Origin of the sequence: Streptomyces sp. NPDC004111, from assembly GCF_042874215.1 — a bacterium.
Classification (GTDB): Bacteria; Actinomycetota; Actinomycetes; order Streptomycetales; family Streptomycetaceae; genus Streptomyces.
The window spans coordinates 91,493-110,459 of record NZ_JBIAMU010000015.1 but is presented as its reverse complement, the minus strand read 5'-3'; the positions used below and the strand labels follow the sequence as shown (position 1 = coordinate 110,459).

20 protein-coding genes are annotated in these 18,967 nt (G+C 73.4%); 8 read left to right on the top strand and 12 right to left on the bottom strand.

Translation table 11 applies throughout. The features are described from left to right. Window positions 1-8 precede the first annotated feature (8 nt). The 8 genes from ACFYVL_RS27685 to ACFYVL_RS27650 form a co-directional block, all read right to left on the bottom strand. The gene (locus ACFYVL_RS27685; RefSeq protein ID WP_389249439.1) at window positions 9-866 is read right to left on the bottom strand and encodes a GAF domain-containing protein; all 858 of its coding nucleotides are present in this window, start codon (window positions 864-866) and stop codon (window positions 9-11) included. A 23-nt stretch (window positions 867-889) separates the two neighbouring features. Next, window positions 890-2,755 (bottom strand): CheR family methyltransferase, encoded by a 1,866-nt coding sequence (locus tag ACFYVL_RS27680; RefSeq protein WP_389249438.1) that lies wholly within the window; start codon window positions 2,753-2,755, stop codon window positions 890-892. Window positions 2,756-2,762: 7 nt separating this feature from the next. Then, window positions 2,763-3,362, bottom strand: coding sequence for a chemotaxis protein CheB (locus tag ACFYVL_RS27675; RefSeq protein WP_389249436.1), 600 nt, complete (start codon window positions 3,360-3,362; stop codon window positions 2,763-2,765). 40 nt (window positions 3,363-3,402) lie between these two features. Further along, window positions 3,403-3,795 (bottom strand): VOC family protein, encoded by a 393-nt coding sequence (locus tag ACFYVL_RS27670; protein ID WP_389249434.1) that lies wholly within the window; start codon window positions 3,793-3,795, stop codon window positions 3,403-3,405. A 49-nt stretch (window positions 3,796-3,844) separates the two neighbouring features. Next, window positions 3,845-4,450: a GNAT family N-acetyltransferase gene (locus ACFYVL_RS27665; protein WP_389249432.1), complete on the bottom strand. Its 606-nt coding sequence runs from the start codon at window positions 4,448-4,450 to the stop codon at window positions 3,845-3,847. A gap of 121 nt (window positions 4,451-4,571) precedes the next feature. Beyond that, the gene (locus tag ACFYVL_RS27660) at window positions 4,572-5,258 is read right to left on the bottom strand and encodes a DsbA family protein (RefSeq protein WP_389249429.1); all 687 of its coding nucleotides are present in this window, start codon (window positions 5,256-5,258) and stop codon (window positions 4,572-4,574) included. Between the two features lie 126 nt (window positions 5,259-5,384). Then, window positions 5,385-5,879, bottom strand: a complete 495-nt coding sequence (locus tag ACFYVL_RS27655; protein WP_389249427.1) for a DNA starvation/stationary phase protection protein — start codon at window positions 5,877-5,879, stop codon at window positions 5,385-5,387. A gap of 59 nt (window positions 5,880-5,938) precedes the next feature. Further along, entirely contained in the window at window positions 5,939-6,268 is a 330-nt protein-coding gene (locus tag ACFYVL_RS27650) for a DUF6479 family protein (protein WP_389249425.1), read from the bottom strand. Between the two features lie 104 nt (window positions 6,269-6,372). On the opposite strand from ACFYVL_RS27650, the gene ACFYVL_RS27645 reads away from it, so the two are divergent. Further along, window positions 6,373-6,894, top strand: coding sequence for a SigE family RNA polymerase sigma factor (locus ACFYVL_RS27645; protein WP_389249423.1), 522 nt, complete (start codon window positions 6,373-6,375; stop codon window positions 6,892-6,894). A 45-nt stretch (window positions 6,895-6,939) separates the two neighbouring features. Next, a complete protein-coding gene (locus ACFYVL_RS27640) occupies window positions 6,940-7,722 on the top strand; it encodes a hypothetical protein (RefSeq protein WP_389249421.1) in 783 nt (260 codons plus the stop codon). A 45-nt stretch (window positions 7,723-7,767) separates the two neighbouring features. Here the strand turns inward: ACFYVL_RS27640 and ACFYVL_RS27635 are convergent, their stop codons facing one another. Next, a complete protein-coding gene (locus tag ACFYVL_RS27635) occupies window positions 7,768-9,465 on the bottom strand; it encodes a bifunctional 3'-5' exonuclease/DNA polymerase (RefSeq protein WP_389249419.1) in 1,698 nt (565 codons plus the stop codon). A 240-nt stretch (window positions 9,466-9,705) separates the two neighbouring features. Between ACFYVL_RS27635 and ACFYVL_RS27630 the strand changes: the two genes are divergently transcribed. After that, the gene (locus ACFYVL_RS27630; RefSeq protein WP_389249417.1) at window positions 9,706-10,665 is read left to right on the top strand and encodes a hypothetical protein; all 960 of its coding nucleotides are present in this window, start codon (window positions 9,706-9,708) and stop codon (window positions 10,663-10,665) included. Window positions 10,666-10,911: 246 nt separating this feature from the next. After that, entirely contained in the window at window positions 10,912-12,159 is a 1,248-nt protein-coding gene (locus ACFYVL_RS27625) for a DUF2786 domain-containing protein (protein ID WP_389249415.1), read from the top strand. On the opposite strand, the gene ACFYVL_RS27620 is transcribed toward ACFYVL_RS27625, so the two are convergent. The 3 genes from ACFYVL_RS27620 to ACFYVL_RS27610 all read right to left on the bottom strand — a co-directional run bounded on the left by ACFYVL_RS27620 (window position 12,149) and on the right by ACFYVL_RS27610 (window position 15,046). Further along, window positions 12,149-12,646 (bottom strand): hypothetical protein, encoded by a 498-nt coding sequence (locus ACFYVL_RS27620; RefSeq protein WP_389249413.1) that lies wholly within the window; start codon window positions 12,644-12,646, stop codon window positions 12,149-12,151. The genes ACFYVL_RS27625 and ACFYVL_RS27620 overlap by 11 nt on opposite strands. 10 nt (window positions 12,647-12,656) lie before the next feature. Continuing rightward, the gene (locus ACFYVL_RS27615; RefSeq protein WP_389249411.1) at window positions 12,657-14,273 is read right to left on the bottom strand and encodes an ATP-binding protein; all 1,617 of its coding nucleotides are present in this window, start codon (window positions 14,271-14,273) and stop codon (window positions 12,657-12,659) included. Window positions 14,274-14,335: 62 nt separating this feature from the next. Continuing rightward, window positions 14,336-15,046 carry a response regulator transcription factor gene (locus ACFYVL_RS27610; RefSeq protein WP_389249409.1) on the bottom strand — a complete coding sequence of 237 codons (711 nt, stop codon included), beginning with the start codon at window positions 15,044-15,046 and terminating at the stop codon, window positions 14,336-14,338. Window positions 15,047-15,179: 133 nt separating this feature from the next. Here ACFYVL_RS27610 and ACFYVL_RS27605 point away from each other — a divergent pair, with 133 nt between their 5' ends. Genes ACFYVL_RS27605 through ACFYVL_RS27590 form a run of 4 tightly spaced genes read left to right on the top strand, consistent with a single transcriptional unit; the run spans window position 15,180 to window position 18,912 of the window. Continuing rightward, a complete protein-coding gene (locus ACFYVL_RS27605) occupies window positions 15,180-15,812 on the top strand; it encodes a hypothetical protein (RefSeq protein ID WP_389249407.1) in 633 nt (210 codons plus the stop codon). After that, window positions 15,813-16,898 carry a peptidoglycan-binding protein gene (locus tag ACFYVL_RS27600; RefSeq protein WP_389249405.1) on the top strand — a complete coding sequence of 362 codons (1,086 nt, stop codon included), beginning with the start codon at window positions 15,813-15,815 and terminating at the stop codon, window positions 16,896-16,898. A gap of 53 nt (window positions 16,899-16,951) precedes the next feature. Then, complete coding sequence (locus ACFYVL_RS27595; protein WP_389249779.1) at window positions 16,952-17,713, top strand: ABC transporter ATP-binding protein; 762 nt, start codon at window positions 16,952-16,954, stop codon at window positions 17,711-17,713. Next, window positions 17,710-18,912 (top strand): ABC transporter permease, encoded by a 1,203-nt coding sequence (locus ACFYVL_RS27590; RefSeq protein WP_389249403.1) that lies wholly within the window; start codon window positions 17,710-17,712, stop codon window positions 18,910-18,912. The genes ACFYVL_RS27595 and ACFYVL_RS27590 overlap by 4 nt, the downstream gene beginning before the upstream one ends. Window positions 18,913-18,967: the final 55 nt, after the last annotated feature.

Here is an 18,967-nt window from a genome sequence, read left to right as displayed (position 1 = left end):
ACTCCCCCTCAGGCGAGTCTCAGTACGCCGGACACGATGGCCTCGGCGAGGCGTTGCGACGACATGCCTTCGGCGAAGGCGCGGGCCTTGAGGAGTGCGAGCGCGTCGGCGATGGAGCATTCGGCCTGTACGGAGACGACGCCCGCCGCCTGGTTGACCTTGTCCCGGTGGTCGATCCCGCCGTACAGCGTGGGATCCGCGTCCGGATCGAGCAGCACGGTACGGGTCAGCGCCCCGCCGATCGCGCTGAGCGCCCCCGACTCCACCAGCCCGGGGCGGGGGTTGAAGGCCGCCAGGGCGCCCAGGCACGCCTCCGGGCGGTCGGGTGTCTGCAGCGGTACGGCGACGACCTCGCCGATGCCCAGCGCGCCGAGCGCGGGCCCGTACCCCGGCCAGTGGGCCTCGATCTCCGGGCCCGAGACGTGCACCGGGCGCCGCAGTTCCGCGGCGTCCCGGCACGGTCCCTCGCCCAGCACGAATTCGAGGTCCTGGGCGGCCTGCGAAGGGGGGTCGGACGCGGCGAAGGCCAACTGGGTCCGGTCGGCGTCCAGCAGGGCGAATGTGGCACTGGCGGTGCCGCAGGCCTCCGCGACACCGCTCATGAACAAAGGGCTGCCGCCCCCCTCCTTGGCCCAGCGGGTGGCCCGCCGGGCGTAGGACTCCTGGAGGCGGGCGGTGGAGAGGTGGCAGTCCGCCATTCTGCGGTGCACCTCGGCGAGCCGGAGCTGGACCTGTGAACCGGTCCGCGCGGCGATCACTTCGCTCTGTTCGGCGGCAGCCGTCTCACGACGGGAGCGCTCGTACGCTCGCGCGGCGCGAGACCAGGCCGACGCCGCACAAGTGGAGGGGTTCTCCACGGGCTTCATGCCACCAGAATACGCGCGCGGAGCTACTCTGCGCCTTCCGTTCGACCCTCCTCCATGAGGAGCACGACGCCGCCGTTGTGCCCCTGGAACGGCGAGCAGACCACACTGCAGTGCACGGCCCGGCCGATGCGGTTGATCGCCGGGACGACGACCGCTTCCGTCGGCTTTCCGGAGTCCAGGCACTGCTGGATGAACGGACGCAGTCCGGCAGTGGGAAGTCCGAAGTCCAGCCCGAAGAAGGCCTCGTCCATGACCTCGTCCGTGCGCAGGCCCCACATGTCCACCGCGCCCCGGTTCCAGCTCTTGACCTTGCACTCCTTGTCCAGGACGACCACGCCCGCGGCGATGCTGCTCATGACGCCTTCGAGGAAGGCGCGCGCCTCGCCCAGTTCCTCGGTGCGGATGCGCAGTTCCTCGTTCATGGTCTCCAGTTCCTCGTTCCCGGACTGGAGTTCCTCGTTGGTGGTCTCCAGCTCTTCGTTGGTGGACTGGAGTTCCTCGTTGGTGGTCTCCAGCTCTTCGATGGACGACTGGAGTTCCTCGTTGGTGGTCTCCAGTTCCTCGTTGGTGGACTGGAGTTCCTCGTACGCCGTCTCCAGGTCCTCCCTGACCCGCTTGACCTCGGTCTTCAGCTGTGTGGACACGGTGACGTCGGTGAAGCTGATGCTGGTGGCGACCAGCAGGCCGTTGGTGCCCATCAGCGGCTGGACGAGGATGTCGAAGTACTGGAGGTCCTCGCCGATCCTGCGCTCCACGCCGTTGACCCGCAGGATGCGGCGCTCGTGGCCGGACTGTTCGATCAGCGAGCGCAGCTCGACCGGCCGGTAGGAGATCTCCAGGTCCTGGAAGGGGCGGCCGATGTCGTTGGTGGTCAGCCCGAACTGCACCCGCGCGTGATTGTTGATCATCACTACCGTGCCGTCGCTGTCCAGGGCGACGGAGGAGGTCAGCGAGGAGTCCAGGAGCAGGTCGCGCACCTGGCGGGAACGGGTCGTCGCGTGGGACTCCAGACCGACGCCGGGCCTGATCTTCACGGGCGCGGGGTGGTACGGAGGCCCCGAGTCGCCCGGCCTGCGGCGGAACACCCGCTGGCGCATGCTGGTGACCTCGAAGCGGTCCGCGTCGTTCAGCAGCATCTCGGCCTTGCCGAGGAACAGGAAGCCGCCCTCGCGCAGTGCGAAGTGGTACCGGTCGATGATCTGGGTCTGCGCCTCGACGTTGAAGTACATCAGGGTGTTGCGGCAGACCAGCAGGTCGAGCCGGGAGATCGGGGCGTCCCGGGTGATGTCGTGGCGGCCGAAGATGACCTTGCGGCGCAGGTCGGGGCGGAAGCTGTACTGGGCCCCGTTCTGCTCGAAGTACTTGTCGCGCAGCTCGGCGGAGAGCGGCTCCAGGGACTTGGCCGTGTACAGCCCGGACCGGGCGTCGCGCAGGGCCTCCTCGTCGACGTCCGTGCCGTAGATCTTGACCCGGTTGAGGGTCTCCTCGATGCCGAGGGCCTCCGCGAACATGATGGCGAGGGAGTACGCCTCCTCGCCGCTGGAGCAGCCCGCGCTCCACACCCGGATCTCGTCCCCGGGCCCGCTCTCGGCGAGCAGTTCGGGCACCACCTCCCGCTGGAGGAACGTCCAGGCGTCCGGGTCGCGGAACACCGACGTCACATTGATCAGGATGGTGTTGAAGAGAGTGCTGAACTCGTCGGCGCTGGTCTCCAGCCGGTCGCGGTAGTCCGCGTACGAGGAGACCTCGATGTCGGTCATGCGCTTGCGGATGCGGCGGCCGAGCGAGGAACGCTTGTACCCGGTGAAGTCGAAACCCCGGGCATCCCGGAGGAAGCCGAGCAGTGCCTCCAGTTCCTCGTCCACTTCGACTTCGTGGGACTCACTCATCGGTTCCTCAGTACCTCTTCGTCTCGACGAGACCGCGAACCACTTCTGCGATCTCCTCCAGAGGTAGCACGAAGTCCACTGCCCCCGTACCCACCGCCGCCCCTGGCATGCCCTTGAATTCCGCCGTCTGCGGGTCCTGTGCGATGACGGTGCCGCCGCGCGACTTCACGGCGTCCACCCCCATCGCGCCGTCGCTGCCCGTGCCGGTGAGGACGCAGGCGATGGCCCGTGCCCCGTAGGCCCCCGCGACCGACTCGAAGAGCAGGTCGGCGGAGGGCCGCAGGAAGTGGACCAGCTCACTGCTGGAGAGGGTCAGCACGCCGTCGGTTCCCACGAGCAGGTGGCGGTCCGGAGGTGCCACGTAGACCGTTCCCGACCGGGCGACCTCGCCGTGCTCGGCCAGTTTGACGGGCATGCTGGTACGGCGGGCGAGCACCTCGGCGATGACGGTCCGGTGCCGCGGGTCGAGGTGCTGGACGACGAGCACCGGGACCGGGAAGTCCGGTCCGAGATCGCGCAGCAGCACGCCCAGGCCGTGGATGCCGCCGGCCGAGGAGGCGACGGCCACCACCGCGTAGTCGTCCACGCGCTGTTCGGGTGTGGTCACAGGCCGAGAATATCGGCGCCGGTACGGGCCCGCACGGGTACTACTCCGCCGCGTCCTGCGGGTACCAGCGCAGCTCCACGGTGTTGCCGTCCGGGTCCTGGACGTAGATCGACTGGGCGTCGCCGCGGGCACCGAAGCGGGGGACCGGGCCCTCCAGGACGGTGAACCGGCCCGAGTCGACGACCTCCTGCCAGTCGAGGGGGTCCACGACCAGACAGATGTGGTCGACGTTGGACTCGCCGCGCGGGCGGCTGAACAGGTCGATGATGGTGTCCGGGGTGACCCGGACCGAAGGGAACGGGACCTTCCCGGCCCGCCATTCCTCCACCCTGACGGGTTCGAGGCCGAGCGGGCCGGTGTAGAAGGCGAGGGAGCGTTCGACGTCGGAGACGTTGAGGACCAGGTGGTCGAATTCCTTGATGCGGAGCGTCATGGGGTGACTGTCCGTCGCGCGTCCGTGCCTGTCAATGATCTTTTACGGTTCAGTGGTGCTCCAGCGTGGCCGACGGCAGCCACTGGCTCCAGACCTCCAGTTCGGGGCGGCCGTCGGCGGCCGGCAGGGTGCCCGTCCGGCTCCAGGACCAGGCCGCGTACGCCGCCTTGGCGGCCTCGTTGGAGGATTCGATGAGCGTGGTGACCCGGTCGGCGTCCACCCGCACGAGCAGCCGCGCCTGGAGGCGGGCCGCGATGTTCTGGCGGCGGTGCGCGGGGTCCACCATCAGTTCGGCGATGGTGAAGAGCCGTCCGGAGTCGGGCAGTTGGCCCAGCTCGTCCGGGGCGATGTCGTGGCGTCCGTACCACCAGCCGCCCTGCCGGCCGGGCAGATAGCCGTAGATGCAGCCGACCGGGGCGGAGCCCTTGGTGGCGATCAGCATGTCGAAGCCGGGGCGCTGTACGTCGGCGCCGAAACGGGTGAGGAAGGCGCGCCGGTCGTGGAAGACCGGGTCGTACGGGTTGCCCGCCCCGGACGCCGCGGCGTCGCCGCTGTCCCGGTACGTGGCCTCGTAGAGGTCTGCGATGGATTCGCGCTGCTGGTCGGCCTGCCACCTGCTCAGCCGACGGAAGAACACCTCTGCCACTGCTGCCATGCCCACAGCGTGACAGTGAGGGGCGGCTTGGGGAACAGGCGCGCGGGCCCACTGCACGGGCGAGGACGGGGCGAGGTCCGCCCGGACGGTGCGGCCCGGGTCGCCGGGACGCGCGGCCCGCTCACCTGGAAGGGGGCGGTCCGCCCGCCCCGGGTTCCCGGGCCGCGCGCAACTCCTGGCTCCGTTCCGCCGGGGCCTCTTCCAGCGCGGCCTCCAGCTGTGCGGCCACCGCCGGTGCCCGCAGGGGCCTGCCCGCGCGGTCGAAGCCGTGGATCGACACCCCGCCCAGGCGCAGCGTCGGCGTGCCGCGCACCCCGCTGCGGCCGAACGCCTCGGCCACCGCCGCCGCCCACGGGATGTACGTCGCCGCCTGCACCGCCTCGCGGAACGCGGGCGCGGTCAGCCCGACGGACTCGGCGACCCGCAGCAGCACGGCGGGTTCGCGGTAGGAGTCGACGCTCTCGTCGGGCTGCTGGGCGTACAGGGCCTCGTGCAGCGTCTTGAACTCGCGCTGGCCCACGTTCACGGCCGCGCCCGCCGCGCCGAGCGCCGTGAGCGAGCCGCTGCCGCCGAGCATCCCGTCCAGGAACGCCGCGAAGTGGTACTCCAGGCGCAGCCGCCCCTCGTCGGCGAACCGGCGGAACTCGGGCCCGGCGGCCTCCTCCAGCGCCGCGCAGTACGGGCAGCGGAAGTCCTCGTACAGCGCCAGCACCGGCAGCGGGCCCGCCTCGCCGTACGGGACGACGAGACCGGAGCCGCCCGTGGTGTGGGCGGGTGTCCGGGGCTGCTCGGGCTGGGGCTGGGACATGGCTGCGGGCTCCCTCGGCTTGCTCGTCCCTCCCCGCGGTCCTGTCGTGCGTCCCTCCCAGGTACGCACAGGGGCGCGGGCCGCGCATCTTCAGCGGGCCCGGCCCCCGGCGCCCCGGGCGCGGTGTCAGTGGTTCTCCGCCTGGAACATCCAGCGGTGCTTCTCCAGCTCCGCCGTCAGTGCGATGAAGATGTCCTGTGTCACCGGGTCCGGCCTGTCCGTCGCCTCGATGCGCTCGCGCATCCGCAGGATGATCCCGCCCAGCGCCTCCACCATCAGCTTCACCACGTCGTCGTCCGCCAGCCAGCCGTTCGGGGGCTGCGGGAGTCCGGACTTCGCGCCCACGGTGGAGGCCCGGCCGTCCGGGGCGACACCGATGGCGGAGGCGCGTTCGGCGACGGTGTCCGCGTAGCCGCGGGCCGCCTCGACGATCTCGTCCAGCTGGAGGTGGACCGAGCGGAAGCGCGGGCCGACGACCGTCCAGTGGGCCTGCTTGGCGAGCAGCGAGAGGTCGACGAGGTCCACCAGCGCCCCTTGCAGGGCGAAGCCGGTGACCTGGCGGGCCGTCTCGGGGAGAGTGCCCTTGATGGTGGGGGCGGGAGCGGTGGGGGTGGTGGTCATGGTGAAGGGCCTCCTCTTCCGTGATTTCTTCTTGCTTCGCCTGCGCTCTTTTGCGCTCCTCAGCGGTTCTCGTCCGGCGCCGGGCGGGTGCCCGAGTTGCCGTGCCCGCCGAGCTGGTGCGGGGTGCGGCGCACCCCGTCGCGCGGCAGCTCGGCCGGCTCGCGGTGCTCCTGGATCTCACCGGGCGGATGGTCGCGTTCCGGTGCCCGGGGCTGTTCCTCCGGGAGCGGGGCCGGGGGCTCGCGCTTCTTGATCCGGATACCCAGCCACACGGCGGCTATGAGCACGGCGACCAGGACCAGCCCGATCGCGAACGGGGCGATGCCCACCAGCAGGTCGCGGGAGGCGGCGAGTTCCGTTTGGGCGTGTTCGATGCTGTGTGGGTACATGCGTGCCGAGTACCCCACGAGTCCTCGGGGATGCGGGTGAAACATTCCGTGGGGGCCATCGCGTCGGAGAGGTGACAGCGGTTGCCGGGACGACGGGGGACACCATGCGTGGAGGCGGGCGTGACGAGGCCTATCTGGAGTTCGCCACGGCGCGGAGCGGTCAGCTCTTCCGGTCGGCCTGTCTGCTGACCGGTGGGGACACCCACCTCGCCGAGGACCTCGCGCAGGAGACCCTGGGGCGGATGTACGCCCTGTGGGGCAAGGTCGCGCGGATAGACAATCCGGCCGCGTACGCCCAGACCGTACTGGTCCGCGCGTTCCTCACCCAGCGGCGGCGGCGCGCGGCGTCGGAACGGCCGCTCGGTGAGCTGCCGGAACCCGCGGGCACGGCCGGGAGACCCGGCCCGGACGCCGAGTTGCGCCTGACCCTTCTCCAGGCGCTGGGGCGGCTGGCACCGAAGGACCGGGCGGTGATCGTCCTGCGGTACTGGGAGGACCGCAGCATCGAGGAGACCGCCGAGGTGATGCGGGTGAGTTCCGCCGCCGTACGGACCAGATCGGCGCGGGCGCTGGCGAAGCTGCGCGACCAACTCGGTGGCAGCCTCGTCGATCTCGCCTCCCGGTGAGCCGGGCCTCTCTCCCAACGAGCCAAGAACAAGGGGTGGTTGCGCATGCCTTTCGAAGACGAACTCGGTGCGGCGCTGCGGCGTACCGCGGATTCCTTCTCCGTCGACCAGCAGCGGCTGGCCGGTACCGGGCTCACCAGGGGCCGCCGGGTACGGCAGCGCAGGAGGGCCGCGCTGGCCGGCGGTGTCGCGGTCCTGTCGCTCGTGGGGGTGGGCGGCGCGTGGGCGGGCGGGCTCCTGGACCGGGATTCCGGTTCCGGTGCGTCGGTCGCCGGCGAGAAGCGTCACGACACCTACGACGAGGGCTGGATGACCGGCACTCTCAAGCGGCTGCTGCCCGACGCGGGCAGGGCCGGTGAGTTCGGCGGTCGGGGCACGGAGCCCGTCGCGGGGAAGCACGAGTCCCCCTTCGCGGTCGCTGTCTACGACGACGGCGGGGGGAAGGCGACGGTCGGCGTCTACGTCAGCCGTCCGCGCGCCGGGAGCGCGGAGTTCGACAGGGCCGTCAGCTGCCCGGACAAGTCGCAGGCGAGCTTCGACGCGTGCCGGACCGAGCGCCTTGCGGACGGCAGTGCCCTCATGACCCTTGAGGGCAGTCACCTCAACCGGTCGATCAGGCCCAAGGAGTTCAAGGAGTGGCACGTGGTGCTGCGGACTCCGCAGGGCCTCGTGGTCGACGCGACCGCCCGGAACTCGTACCTGCCGAAGGGGGTGAAGCCCGCCCGCGCCACCCCGTCGCTCACCGTCGCCCAGCTGAGGACGGTGGCGACGGACCAGGCGTGGCGGCAGCTCGCCGACGGGATCGTGAGCGCCCTGTCGCAGAACTGACGGGCACGGTACGGCGGGCGCCGGGCCGCCCGGCACCTTCTTCCCTCACTTGGCGTCGGCGTAGCACTCCACCGACGCCACCGTGAAGGGGAAGCGGGCCGGGGTCTCTCCGAAGGCGATCCGTCCGGCCAGTTCACCGGCCGCGCGGATCGCCTGTGCGACCGTCTCCGCCTCCTCGGCGGGGCAGTGCACGATCACCTCGTCGTGCTGGAAGAAGACCAGTTCGGCCTTGAGGCCGGCCGTGTGCAGGGACCGGCGCAGGGCGGCCAGCATCAGCAGGGCCCAGTCCGCGGCGCTGCCCTGCACGACGAAGTTACGGGTGAACCGGCCGCGCGCCCGGTGGTCGCGCGAGGCATAGCCGGGGGTGAACTCGCCATCGGGGGAGGCGGGTTCGGGGGACTCCTCCTGCGGGATGCCCGCCTCGCCGTCGTCGTCGCCGGACGTCGGGGCGGGCGGGCAGGTCCGGCCCAGCCAGGTCCGTACGAGCCTGCCCTCCTCGCCCGCGCGTGCCGCGTCGTCGACGTACGCCACGGCACGCGGGAATCTTCGGCGCATGGCGGCCAGGTTCTTCAGGCCGTCGCCGGAGGTCTGGCCGTACATCGCGCCCAGGATCGCGATCTTGGCCGCGTCCCGGTCACCGGCGAAAGCCCGGTCGGAGACCGCCTTGTAGAGGTCGCCGCTCTGCCCGGCCACCTCCATCAGTCCCGGGTCGCGGGAGATCGCGGCCAGTACGCGCGGCTCCATCTGGTCGGCGTCGGCCACCACCAGGCGCCACCCGGGGTCGGCGACCACCGCACGGCGGATGACCTTGGGGATCTGGAGGGCGCCGCCGCCGTTGGTCACCCACCGGCCGGTGACGGTGCCGCCCGGCAGGTACTCGGGCCGGAAACGGCCGTCGCGCACCCAGTCCTGGAGCCAGCCCCAGCCGTGCGCGGTCTGGATCCGGTAGAGCTTCTTGTACGCGATCAGCGGCTCGACCGCCGGGTGGTCGATCCCCTCCAGCTCCCACCGTCTGGTCGACCGCACCTTGATCCCGGCCTGCGCGAACGCCTTGATCACATCGGCGGGCAGCTCGGGCCGCACCCGCCGGCCGAACGCCGCCGAGACCCGGTCCGCCAGCTCGGCCATCCGGCGCGGGTCGCCGCCGCCCGCGTACCGCTCGCCGAGCAGTTCGTCGAGGACGGCCCGGTGCACGTCGGCCCGCCAGGGCAGCCCGCCCCGGTTCATCTCGGCGGCCACCAGCATTCCGGCGGACTCGGCGGCCGTCAGCAGCCGCAGCCGGTCCGGCTGCCCGGCCGCGTCGTGCCGCGCGACCTGGTCCTCGTACACCTGGAGCAGCGCGTCGAAGGGGACGTGCACCGGCTGCGGTTCGAAGAGGGAGGACTGCGAGCCGGGCTCGGCGGCGCGCTGCGGGGGGTCGGGCGGGACCGGGAGCCCGCGCAGCCGGGCGTGCGCGGCGGCGGCCGAGCGGGGTTCGCCCCAGCGGCCCGCGTGGCCGAGCAGCAGCAGTTCGGCGTCCTCGATGTCGTAGCACCGCTCGACGCGGACCCCGGCGGCGAGCAGCCGGGGGTAGATCTCGGCGGTGGAGCGCCAGACCCAGCGGCCCACCTCGGGGCGGTCGCGGACCGCGGCCACGAGGTCCGGTTCGTGGCGCGGCTCACCGGCGGGGCGGCCGTCCCGGGCGAGCGGGACCAGCACCGCGCCGCCGCCCTCCGTCGAGGCGATGGCCCACCGGTCGTACATGAGGGCGAGTGTGACAGGGGGGTCTGACAACGGGGCCCCGCGACGGGGCGGACAGGGCCGGACGGGGCCGGACGGCGGATTTCCGGCAGCTGGTGCGTACGGGGTCACCTGCGTGTTCACGTGCGTGTTCACCGGACCGCCACACTTTCTCCCGTCGGCGGCGCACAACCCCCGGCGTTTCCCAGCCGTCACAGTGATGTGTGTCCGTCGTACCGGAAGCCGTACCGGAAGAGGAGCTCCATGAACGTCCGTCACGTCCTGGCCGCCGCGATGGCGACGGCGGCGCTGTCCGCCCTCGCGGTCCCCGCCGCGCACGCCGCGGACGCTCCCGCCGCCGCCCTGCCCTCCTGCGCCGACGTCTCCACCGGTGACGGCGGCTACGAGATGACGCTGATGAAGTCGTTCATCTCGGAGATCCCCGGGCCGGTCGTCGGCGGCGGCGACTGGCACCCCTTCAAGGTCACGGTGACCAGCACCGCGGCTGCCGAACTCAAGGGCGTCACCTGGACGGTGGGCTTCGCCCGGCAGACGGAGAACGGCGAGGACCAGCCCGGCCCGTACCTCGACGTCGAGTACAGGTCCCGGGCCACCGGCAAGTGGGTCGCCCTGCCGGGCCACGGCGGCGCCCTGGAGGGTCCGGGCACGCTGAAGCCCCGGGAGACGGTCACTCAGGAGGTGCGGGTGCGGGCCACCAAGGACGTGCCCGAGGAGATCAACTTCGCGGACACCTACCTCAACGCGTTCGTCGACGACGTCTACACCAACCCGAACACCGGCCTGAAGACCCCCTGCCGGGGAACCGCGCCGTGGCAGGAGGGGTTCGCGATCCTGCCGGCCGGCAGCACGGTGCCCACCGGGAAGCCGACCACCGCCCCGCCGAAGCCGACCCGGACCGCGACCCCGACGCCCACCGCCACCGGCAAGCCCACCGCCGGGCCGACCGGACAGCCCACCGGCAAGCCGGGGGCCACCGCGACCGCGGCCCCGACGAGCGCGGCGCCCTCGCCGTCCGGTTCGCCGTCCGCGCAGCTGGGCGGGGTGACCGACATCAACACCGGGACCGGGACCGGCGGGGTCACCGGGAACCTCGCCGCCACCGGCTCCTCCAGCGCGCTGCCCGTCCTGGGCCTGGTGGGCGGCGCGGCCGTTGTGGTGGGCGCGGCGGCCGTGATCGTGGTGCGCCGCAAGGGACGCGCGTAGCCGTACGGGGCAGGGGGCGGGCGCCGCTGCCCCGTACAGGCACCGGGGCGGCTCCCGGGTCACAGGCACCGGGGCGGCTCCCGGGTCACAGGCACCGGGGACGGCTCCCGGGTCGTCGAACCGCGCGGCACGGTCGTCGCGCCCGCCCGCGGAGCGGCTTGCGCCCGTCGTTTCCGCCGCCGGCCTGCGACCATTCCTGGGAGCGCCCGCGCACGTACGGGTCCCGGGAAGAGGAGTACGGCACCGATGGGTCAGTCGCCGGCCGAACAGGTGGAGAGAGCGGTCGCGGCGGCCGTGTACGGCTCGGGCGGGGACGCCAGGGACGACGCGGGCCTGGACCTCGGCGCCTCGCTGCTGGCCGCCGCGCCCTGGGCGGAGGCCGGGCGCGAGCTGCTGCGGCGCGGCGAGGAACTGGTGCGCCGGGCCTGGGAGCGCGGCTGGCAGCCCGCCGACGTGGCCCGGCTGGTGCGCCGCGACCTCGACGAGCGGCACGCCGCCCTGCTGGTTGACCTGGTCGCCGCCGAGAACCGGCGCCACGCGCGCGTGCCGGACCGCTGGCAGGCGCAGCTGCGCGAGCTGGGCGCGGACGGCCCGGTGTCCTGGGGCGGCGACGAGCGGTACGCCGACGCGCTGGCCCGGCGCGAGCGGACCGACCGGTTCTCGCTGGCCACCGCCGTGCTCGAACTGTTCCGGCTGCTGGTGGCGCTGCCCGCGATCGAGCCGGTCGGGCCCGCGCCGGGGGAGTCCGTGCCGCTGAGGCAGCAGCGGGCGGCGGCCGGGGAGCCGCGCATGCTCACCCGGATACGCGCCCTGCTCGCCAAGGCCGAGGCCACCGGCTTCCCGGAGGAGGCCGAGGCGCTGACCGCCAAGGCGCAGGAGCTGATGGCGCGGCACAGCGTCGACGAGGCCGTGCTCGCCGTGGGGCGGGGCGGCGAGGGCGCCGGGCCGGGGGCGTGCCGGATCGGGGTGGACGCGCCGTACGAGACGGCCAGGGCGATCCTGCTGGACGCGGTGGCCACGGCGAACCGCTGCCGTGCCGTGTGGAACAGCGAGTTCGGGTTCTCCACGGTGGTGGGGTTCGAGGCGGACCTGGCGGCGGTCGAGCTGCTGTACACCTCGCTGCTGGTGCAGGGCACCGCCGCGATGACCCGTGCCGAGGCCGCCCAGCGGGCCGGCGGCAGGAAGCGGACCAAGTCGTTCCGGCAGTCCTTCCTGACCGCGTACGCCAGCAGGCTCGGCACCCGTCTCGCGGCGGCCACCGAGCACGTGGTGGAGGAGGCGGGCGCGGGCGACCTGCTGCCCGTACTGGCGGCGCGGGACGTGGCGGTGACGGACCGGGCGGAGCAGATGTTCCCGCGCACCACCTCCACCCGGGTGCGCGGGGTGAACGACCTCGCGGGCTGGGAGCACGGCACGGCCGCCGCCGACCGGGCGTCGGTGCACGGCCGGGGCGGCGTGCCCCTCGACGGGCCGGGCGGGCGGCTCAACGGGTGAGGAAGTCCGCGCACTTGAAGGGGCCGAGCTGCGGTCCGCGGGCAGGCCGGATCACGACCTCGACGTCGTCCGCGCCCACCTTCGGCTCCAGTACGGCCTGACCGCGCGCCAGCGAGCACACCAGCTGCCCCGTCCCCTGGTCGCGGCCGGTGGCCCGGTAGGCGCCGTCCAGCTCCACGGTGACCTCGCGCCCGGCCGCCGAGACCCCGTACCCGCCCAGGTCGACGACGGAGGTGAGCCCGCCCCGCAGCTCGGCGGGGGAGGGGCCGAGCGTGAGGTGCTTCACCACCGAGGCGATGTTCGTGACCTCCAGGTCGGGCCGGGGCACCGCGCGCAGTCCGGTGTCGGAGACGTAGTACAGGCGCATGCCGCGGCTCAGCCCGGTCGCCGGTTCGCCCGCGTCTATCACCCCGGTCGGCCGCACCCCGCAGCCGACCGCCAGCAGCCCGCCGAGAGCGATGCCGAGAGCGGCCCGCCACACCTTCATGCCGTGTCCTTCATGCCGTGTCCTTCGTGCCGGTCGGGGGGCCGTCGGTGCCGGTCCCGGTGGGTGTCTCTGCCGCTTCGTCGGCGCCCGTGCGCCGCAGGGGCAGGCGCAGGGTGAACACCGCGCCGCCGCCCGGCCGCCCGGCCGCCTCGATCGTGCCGCCGTGCAGCCGCGCGTTCTCCCGCGCGATGGCCGTACCGAGCCCGCTGCCCTGTCCCGTTCCGTCGTCGACGGCGGCCCGTGTGCGTGCGGAGTCCCCCTTGTAGAACCGGTCGAAGACCCGCTCCCGCGCCTCCGGTGGCAGTCCGGGCCCGCGGTCGGCCACCTCCAGCACCACCCAGCCACCTCCGTCCCCGCCCGCCCGTCCGTCCCCGACCGCGTCTCCGTTCCCGCCCGCCTCTTCGTCCCCGCCCGCCCCTTCGACCCGGAGCGTCACGGTGACCGGTGGGCGTCCGTGCCGCAGCGCGTTCCCCACCAGGTTCGCCACGATCACATCGACGCGCCGCCGGTCGACCACCGCCCGCAGCCCCTCCGGCAGCCGGGCCTCCACCCGGTCCGTCCAGCCGCGCAGCGCCAACGACGCCCGCACGGTACCGGCGAGGTCGGCCTCCGCCGCGTTCAGCTGGGCCGCCTTCGCGTCGAAGCGGGAGATCTCCATCAGGTCCTCGACCAGCCGGGCCAGCCTGGCCGTCTCCGCGCCGACCGTACGGGCCGCCAGCGCCGCGTCCGGCGGCAGCTGCTCGGCGTCCTCCTCCAGCACGGTCGCCACCATGGTCATCGCCGCCAGCGGGGTGCGCAGTTCGTGCGAGACGTCCGCGACGAAGCGGCGGGCCTTCGCCTCCTGCGCGCGCAGTTCCGCGTCCGACTCCTGGAGGGCGTCCGCGGTCTCGTTGAACGTCCGCGCCAGGTCGGCGAGTTCGTCGTGGCCGCGGACCGCGACCCGGGTGCCGAGGTCCCCCGCGGCCAGTTCACGGGTGGCCCGGCCCAGCTTCCGTACCGGACGCAGGACCGTACCGGCGGCCAGCAGGGCCAGTACGGCGGCCAGCAGGACGACCGGTACCAGGCCCGAACGCACCGAGTCGAGCAGGGCGTTGGCGTCGTCGCGCTCGGCGCGCAGGTCGGAGATCGCGAAGACCTCCAGGCCGGAGGTGCGCCGGTCGCCGTCCGCGTACGTCACCGGGGTGCCGACCACCACGTACGGCTCGCCCCGCCACTGCACCCGCTGGAACTGGGTGGTGTCCCTGGTCCGTACGGCGGCCCGCAGCTCCGCGGTGATCCGGCCCGCGGTGTCGGCGGACGCGTCGGAGACGGCCGTCAGGTCCTGGTAGCGGGCGACCACGACGCGGGCGCCGAGACCGTCCGAGACCCGGGTCGCGAACCTGGTGAGGGAGGCCTGGTCGGGCGGTACGTCGAACTCGGCGGCGACCGCCGCGACCCGCTCCCTGAGGTCGTTCACGGCCGCGTTCTGGGCGCGCTGGAGGACGGCGGTACGGGCGTCCCGGTAGGCGAGGGCGGTCGCGGTGACCGCGCTGAGCAGGGCGACGACGACGAACGCGGCGACCAGCCGGGCACGCAGCCCGCCGACCAGACGGCGGGAGCGGCGCGGTGCGCCGGCCCGGGGCCGCACGCGGCCCGCGTCCGCCCCGCCGGTGTCCGCGCGAGCGCCGGACCCGGGCCCGCCCGTACGTCTCACAGCGGTCCGAACCGGTAGCCGAAGCCGCGCACCGTCTGGACGTAGCGGGGCTTCGCCGGTACGTCCTCGATCTTGGCGCGCAGCCGGCCGACCGCCGCGTCCACCAGCCGGGAGTCGCCCAGGAAGCTGTGGTCCCACACGGAGGCGAGGAGCTGTTCGCGGCTGAAGACCCGGCCGGGCGAGGCCGACAGTTCCAGGAGCAGCCGCAGTTCGGTGGGCGGCAGCGCGACCGGGGTGCCGTACTTGGTGACGGTCAGCCCGGCGCGGTCGATCAGCAGCCCGGCGAGAGCGGCGGGCGCGGCGGGCCGCCCGTTCGCGGCCGGCTGCGGGGACGGTTCCGCGCGCCGCAGCGCCGCCCTGATGCGGGCCTCCAGCACGGGCGCGGTGACCGGCTTCACCACGTAGTCGTCGGCGCCCGCCTCCAGGCCCGTCACGATGTCGTCGTCGTCACCGCGCGCGGTCAGCATGATCACCGGCAGGGTGTGGGTCCTGCGGCGGATGCGGCGGCACACCTCGAAGCCGTCCATGCCCGGCAGCATCAGGTCCAGGACGGCCAGCTCCACCCGGTCGCCGCCGGGTCCGTCGAGCAGGGCGAGCGCCTCCTCACCGGTGGCGGCCGTGTCGACGCCGTACCCGTGCCGGCGCAGCACGAGCTCCATTCCGTCCCGTACGGAAGCGTCGTCCTCGATGAGCAGTACATGCGGCATGGGAGCGATTATGTGCGGCGCACGGGCCGCCCAGGGCCCCGCGGCGGGGACGGAAGCGCAGGCCGGGGGCATTGTTACGTTCCCATCATGTGCTCATGGAGCGACCGCCATGTGGCGCTCGGAGTGTGGCGGCATGAGCACCCAGACCTCCTCCCGGCCGCGGCTCGCGGCCTTCGCCGCCGCTCCCGTCCTCGCCCTCGCCGTCGCCTGCGGGGGCGGCGCCGAGGCCCCGAAGCAGGACGACGTGGCGTCCGTGCCCGACGCGCCCGCGGCCTCCGGGGCGCGGCCGGACGACGGGAACAGCGCGAGCGCTCCGCCGCCCGGCCGGAGCGCCTTCTACGACGCGCAGCTGAAGTACGTCCAGTGCATGCGCGGCAAGGGCGGCTACACGGACTACCCGGACCCCAGGCTCAGCGGCTACCTGGACTGGACGAAGATCGACGAGATCGCTTCCCGGCCGGGGCAGATGGAGGCGTACAAGGGCGGCAAGGACGGCGTCTGCCGCACCGAACTCCAGGCGGCCATGGCGGCCGAGCCCAAGCGGGACCAGCAGAAGTCCTTCGAGTCGATGCTCGCGCACGCCAAGTGCATGCGCGACAACGGGGTCTCCAAGTTCACCAACCCGACCATGAGCGCCGGCAACGCGCAGCCCGGCGGCGACCCCAACCCGGCGTCGCCGTCCATCGACACCACCTCGCCCGCCTACAAGAAGGCCCGTGAGGCGTGCAGGTCGAAGCTCCTCGACGGCCTGGACGGGATGCAGTAGATGAAGCGCCGCACTGTCCTGCGCACCGCCGGCGCGGTCGCCGCCGTCGCCGCCGCGGGGGCCGGGTTCCTGCTCCTGGACGGGGGCGCGAAGCCGGTGGGCACCGGCGGCGGCAAGCTGCCGCCCGCCACCACGACCGTCGTGCGCACCGACCTCACCCAGTCGAAGACGGTCGACGGCAGGCTGGACTTCGCGCAGCGCCGCGCGGTGAAGTCCGCCGTCGAGGGCACCGTCACCGTCGCCGCCGCCGAGGGGCGGACGGTGCGCAGGGGCCAGGCACTGTACGAGCTGAACGACAAGCCCGTCACGCTGCTCTACGGCCCGGTCCCGATGTTCCGCGAGATGAGAGCGGGCGACCGGGGCAGCGACGTGCTCCAGCTGGAGCGCAACCTGCGGGACCTGGGGTACGGCTCCAAGCTGTACGTCGACGTGCGGTACGACAAGGACACCGAGGCCGCGGTCAAGCAGTGGCAGAAGTCGCTGAACCGCGAACCCACCGGCCGGGTCGGCCGGGGCGAGGTGGTCTTCCAGCCCGGCCCGGTCAAGGTGCTCGCCGCCGACGCCGCACTCGCCGACCAGGTCGGACCCGACACCTCGGTCCTGACGATCGGCTCCACCAAGCCGGTCGTACGGGCCCGGCTCGACCAGACCGACGGGGCGCTCACCTCGAAGGGCACCCGGGTCGAGGTCACCCTGCCCAGCGGCCGGAAGGCCAACGGCAGGGTCGAGGGAACGGTCCGCCCCGAAACGACGGAAGCCGCCTCGGGACAGGGGGCCGGCGGCGCGCAGGACGGCATCACCGTCGAGGTCGTCCTGGACGGCGGTGCGGGCGCCGCGTCGGGCGAGGACGCGAAGGCGTCGGCGAGCGTGCGGTTCGTCAGCGAGAGCCGCGCGGGCGTCCTCGCGGTGCCGGTCGAGGCGGTGGTCGCCCTGCGCGGCGAGAAGGGCGGCTACGGCCTCCAGGTGGTGGAGGGCGGAAAGTCCCGGATGATCCGGGTGGAAACAGGCATGACGGCGGACGGCCGCATCGAGGTGAGCGGCTCCCTGCTCCGCGAGGGGATGCGGGTCGGGATGGCGAAGTCATGAGGGAGGGGCGGAGGAACGTGAGGGACGGGGAACCGGGTGCGGGTGCCGTCGGCGTGGTGGGGGGCCGGGGCGGTCCCGGTGTTCCCGTGGTCGAGTTGTGCGGGGCGGCCAAGTCGTATCCCGGTGGGGTGCATGCCCTGCGGGGGGTGGATCTGACCGTGCGGCGGGGCGAGCTGGTGGCGATCGTCGGGCCCTCCGGTTCCGGGAAGTCGACCGTGCTCAATGTCATCGGCACCCTCGACAAGCCCACCACGGGCACCGTGCGCGTCGCCGGGTACGACGTGGGCGAGCTGTCCGACGCCCAGCTGTCGGCCCTGCGCGCCCGGCACATCGGCTTCGTCTTCCAGCACTTCCACCTGGCGTCCGGCCGGGACGCGGTCGACAACGTCGCCGACGGGCTGCTGTACGCGGGCGTTCCGCTCAAGGCCCGCCGGGCCCGTGCGCGTACCGCCCTCGAACGGGTCCGTCTCGGCCACCGCCTCTCGCACCGGCCCCACGAGCTCTCCGGCGGTGAGAAGCAGCGCGTGGCCATCGCCCGCGCCCTGGTCGGCGACCCCGCCCTGCTCCTCGCGGACGAGCCCACCGGCGCCCTCGACACGGCGTCCGGCGAGATCGTCATGGAACTCGTCCGCGAGCTGAACGCGGTCGGCACCACCATCTGCGTCATCACCCACGACAACGAGATCGCCGACTCGCTGCCCCGCCGCGTCCGCTTCCGGGACGGCGAGGTGGTCGCCGACTCGGGTACCCCGGCCGCCCCGTCCGCGCACCCGGCACCGGCACCGGCCCGGAATCCGGAAGAGGTACGTCCATGAACGGCGGGGGACTGGGGCTGAAGCCCGCCCGGCTCGGCCCGCGCGACGTGCTGCGGGTCGGCGCGGTCGGGCTCCGCGCCCGCCGGGCCAGGGTCGTCCTGTCCGCGCTGGGCATCGCGATCGGCATCGCGACGATGGTCGCGGTGGTCGGCCTCTCGCAGTCCAGCCGCGCCGACCTGATGGCGCGGCTCGACCGGCTCGGCACCAATCTGCTCACCGCGGAGGCGGGCAAGGACGAGCAGGGCAGGGAGGCCGTACTGCCCAGGAACGCGGTCGCCATGGTCGAGCGGATCGGCCCCGTCGAGCACGCCACCGCGACCGCGAACGTCGACGCCCGGATCAGGCGCAGCGACGTGGTGCCGCCCGAGCGCACCGCCGGGGTCACCACCCAGGCCGCCCGCCCCGACCTGCTGGACGCGCTCAACGCGCGGGTGGCGCGGGGCGTCTGGCTCAACGTCGCGAACGAACGGCTCCCCGTCACGGTCCTCGGCGCGGTCGCCGCCGAACGGCTCGGCATCACCGAGCCCGGCGACAAGATCATGCTGAACGACGTGCACGTGGTGGTCGTGGGCATCCTCGAACCCGTCGAGCTGGTCCCGACGCTCGACCGGGTGGCCATGGTGGGCTTCCCGGCGGCCGAGAAGTACTTCGCCTTCGACGGCCGTCCGAGCACGGTGTTCGAGCGGTCGAGGGACGACGCGGTGGAGGACGTACGGGCGGTGCTCGGCCGCACGGTGAACCCCGGCGACGAGTACGCGGTCAAGGTGTCCCGCCCGTCCGACGCGCTCGCGGCGAAGGCGGCCACCGACGAGGGGCTGACGACGCTGATGCTGGGGCTGGGCGCGGTGGCGCTGCTGGTGGGCGGTGTGGGCGTCGCCAACACCATGGTCGTCTCGGTCCTGGAGCGCCGTCAGGAGATCGGGCTGCGCAGGGCGCTGGGGGCGACGAAGGGGGCGGTCCGGATCCAGTTCCTGACGGAGTCGCTGCTGCTGTCCGCGCTGGGCGGGGCGGCGGGGGCGGCACTGGGCGCCGCCGCGACGTACGCCTTCGCGGCGGCGCAGGGGTGGACGGCGGTGGTTCCCCCGTGGTCCCTGGCGGGCGGCCTGGCGGCCACGCTCCTGATCGGCATCACCGCCGGCCTCTACCCGGCGGCCCGAGCCTCCCGCCTCCACCCCACGGTCGCCCTCAACACGACGTGACCCGCCCCGGGGGCGCGGGGAACCGCGCGAGCAGCCCCTCACGTCCCCAGGGAGC

Coding starts and splice junctions, on each gene's coding strand:
- ACFYVL_RS27685 (WP_389249439.1), bottom strand. CDS start 866: ATGAAGCCCGTGGAGAACCCCTCCACTTGTGCGGCGTCGGCCTGGTCT.
- ACFYVL_RS27680 (WP_389249438.1), bottom strand. CDS start 2,755: ATGAGTGAGTCCCACGAAGTCGAAGTGGACGAGGAACTGGAGGCACTG.
- ACFYVL_RS27670 (WP_389249434.1), bottom strand. CDS start 3,795: ATGACGCTCCGCATCAAGGAATTCGACCACCTGGTCCTCAACGTCTCC.
- ACFYVL_RS27665 (WP_389249432.1), bottom strand. CDS start 4,450: ATGGCAGCAGTGGCAGAGGTGTTCTTCCGTCGGCTGAGCAGGTGGCAG.
- ACFYVL_RS27660 (WP_389249429.1), bottom strand. CDS start 5,258: ATGTCCCAGCCCCAGCCCGAGCAGCCCCGGACACCCGCCCACACCACG.
- ACFYVL_RS27655 (WP_389249427.1), bottom strand. CDS start 5,879: ATGACCACCACCCCCACCGCTCCCGCCCCCACCATCAAGGGCACTCTC.
- ACFYVL_RS27650 (WP_389249425.1), bottom strand. CDS start 6,268: ATGTACCCACACAGCATCGAACACGCCCAAACGGAACTCGCCGCCTCC.
- ACFYVL_RS27645 (WP_389249423.1), top strand. CDS start 6,373: ATGCGTGGAGGCGGGCGTGACGAGGCCTATCTGGAGTTCGCCACGGCG.
- ACFYVL_RS27640 (WP_389249421.1), top strand. CDS start 6,940: ATGCCTTTCGAAGACGAACTCGGTGCGGCGCTGCGGCGTACCGCGGAT.
- ACFYVL_RS27635 (WP_389249419.1), bottom strand. CDS start 9,465: ATGTACGACCGGTGGGCCATCGCCTCGACGGAGGGCGGCGGCGCGGTG.
- ACFYVL_RS27630 (WP_389249417.1), top strand. CDS start 9,706: ATGAACGTCCGTCACGTCCTGGCCGCCGCGATGGCGACGGCGGCGCTG.
- ACFYVL_RS27625 (WP_389249415.1), top strand. CDS start 10,912: ATGGGTCAGTCGCCGGCCGAACAGGTGGAGAGAGCGGTCGCGGCGGCC.
- ACFYVL_RS27620 (WP_389249413.1), bottom strand. CDS start 12,646: ATGAAGGTGTGGCGGGCCGCTCTCGGCATCGCTCTCGGCGGGCTGCTG.
- ACFYVL_RS27610 (WP_389249409.1), bottom strand. CDS start 15,046: ATGCCGCATGTACTGCTCATCGAGGACGACGCTTCCGTACGGGACGGA.
- ACFYVL_RS27605 (WP_389249407.1), top strand. CDS start 15,180: ATGAGCACCCAGACCTCCTCCCGGCCGCGGCTCGCGGCCTTCGCCGCC.
- ACFYVL_RS27600 (WP_389249405.1), top strand. CDS start 15,813: ATGAAGCGCCGCACTGTCCTGCGCACCGCCGGCGCGGTCGCCGCCGTC.
- ACFYVL_RS27590 (WP_389249403.1), top strand. CDS start 17,710: ATGAACGGCGGGGGACTGGGGCTGAAGCCCGCCCGGCTCGGCCCGCGC.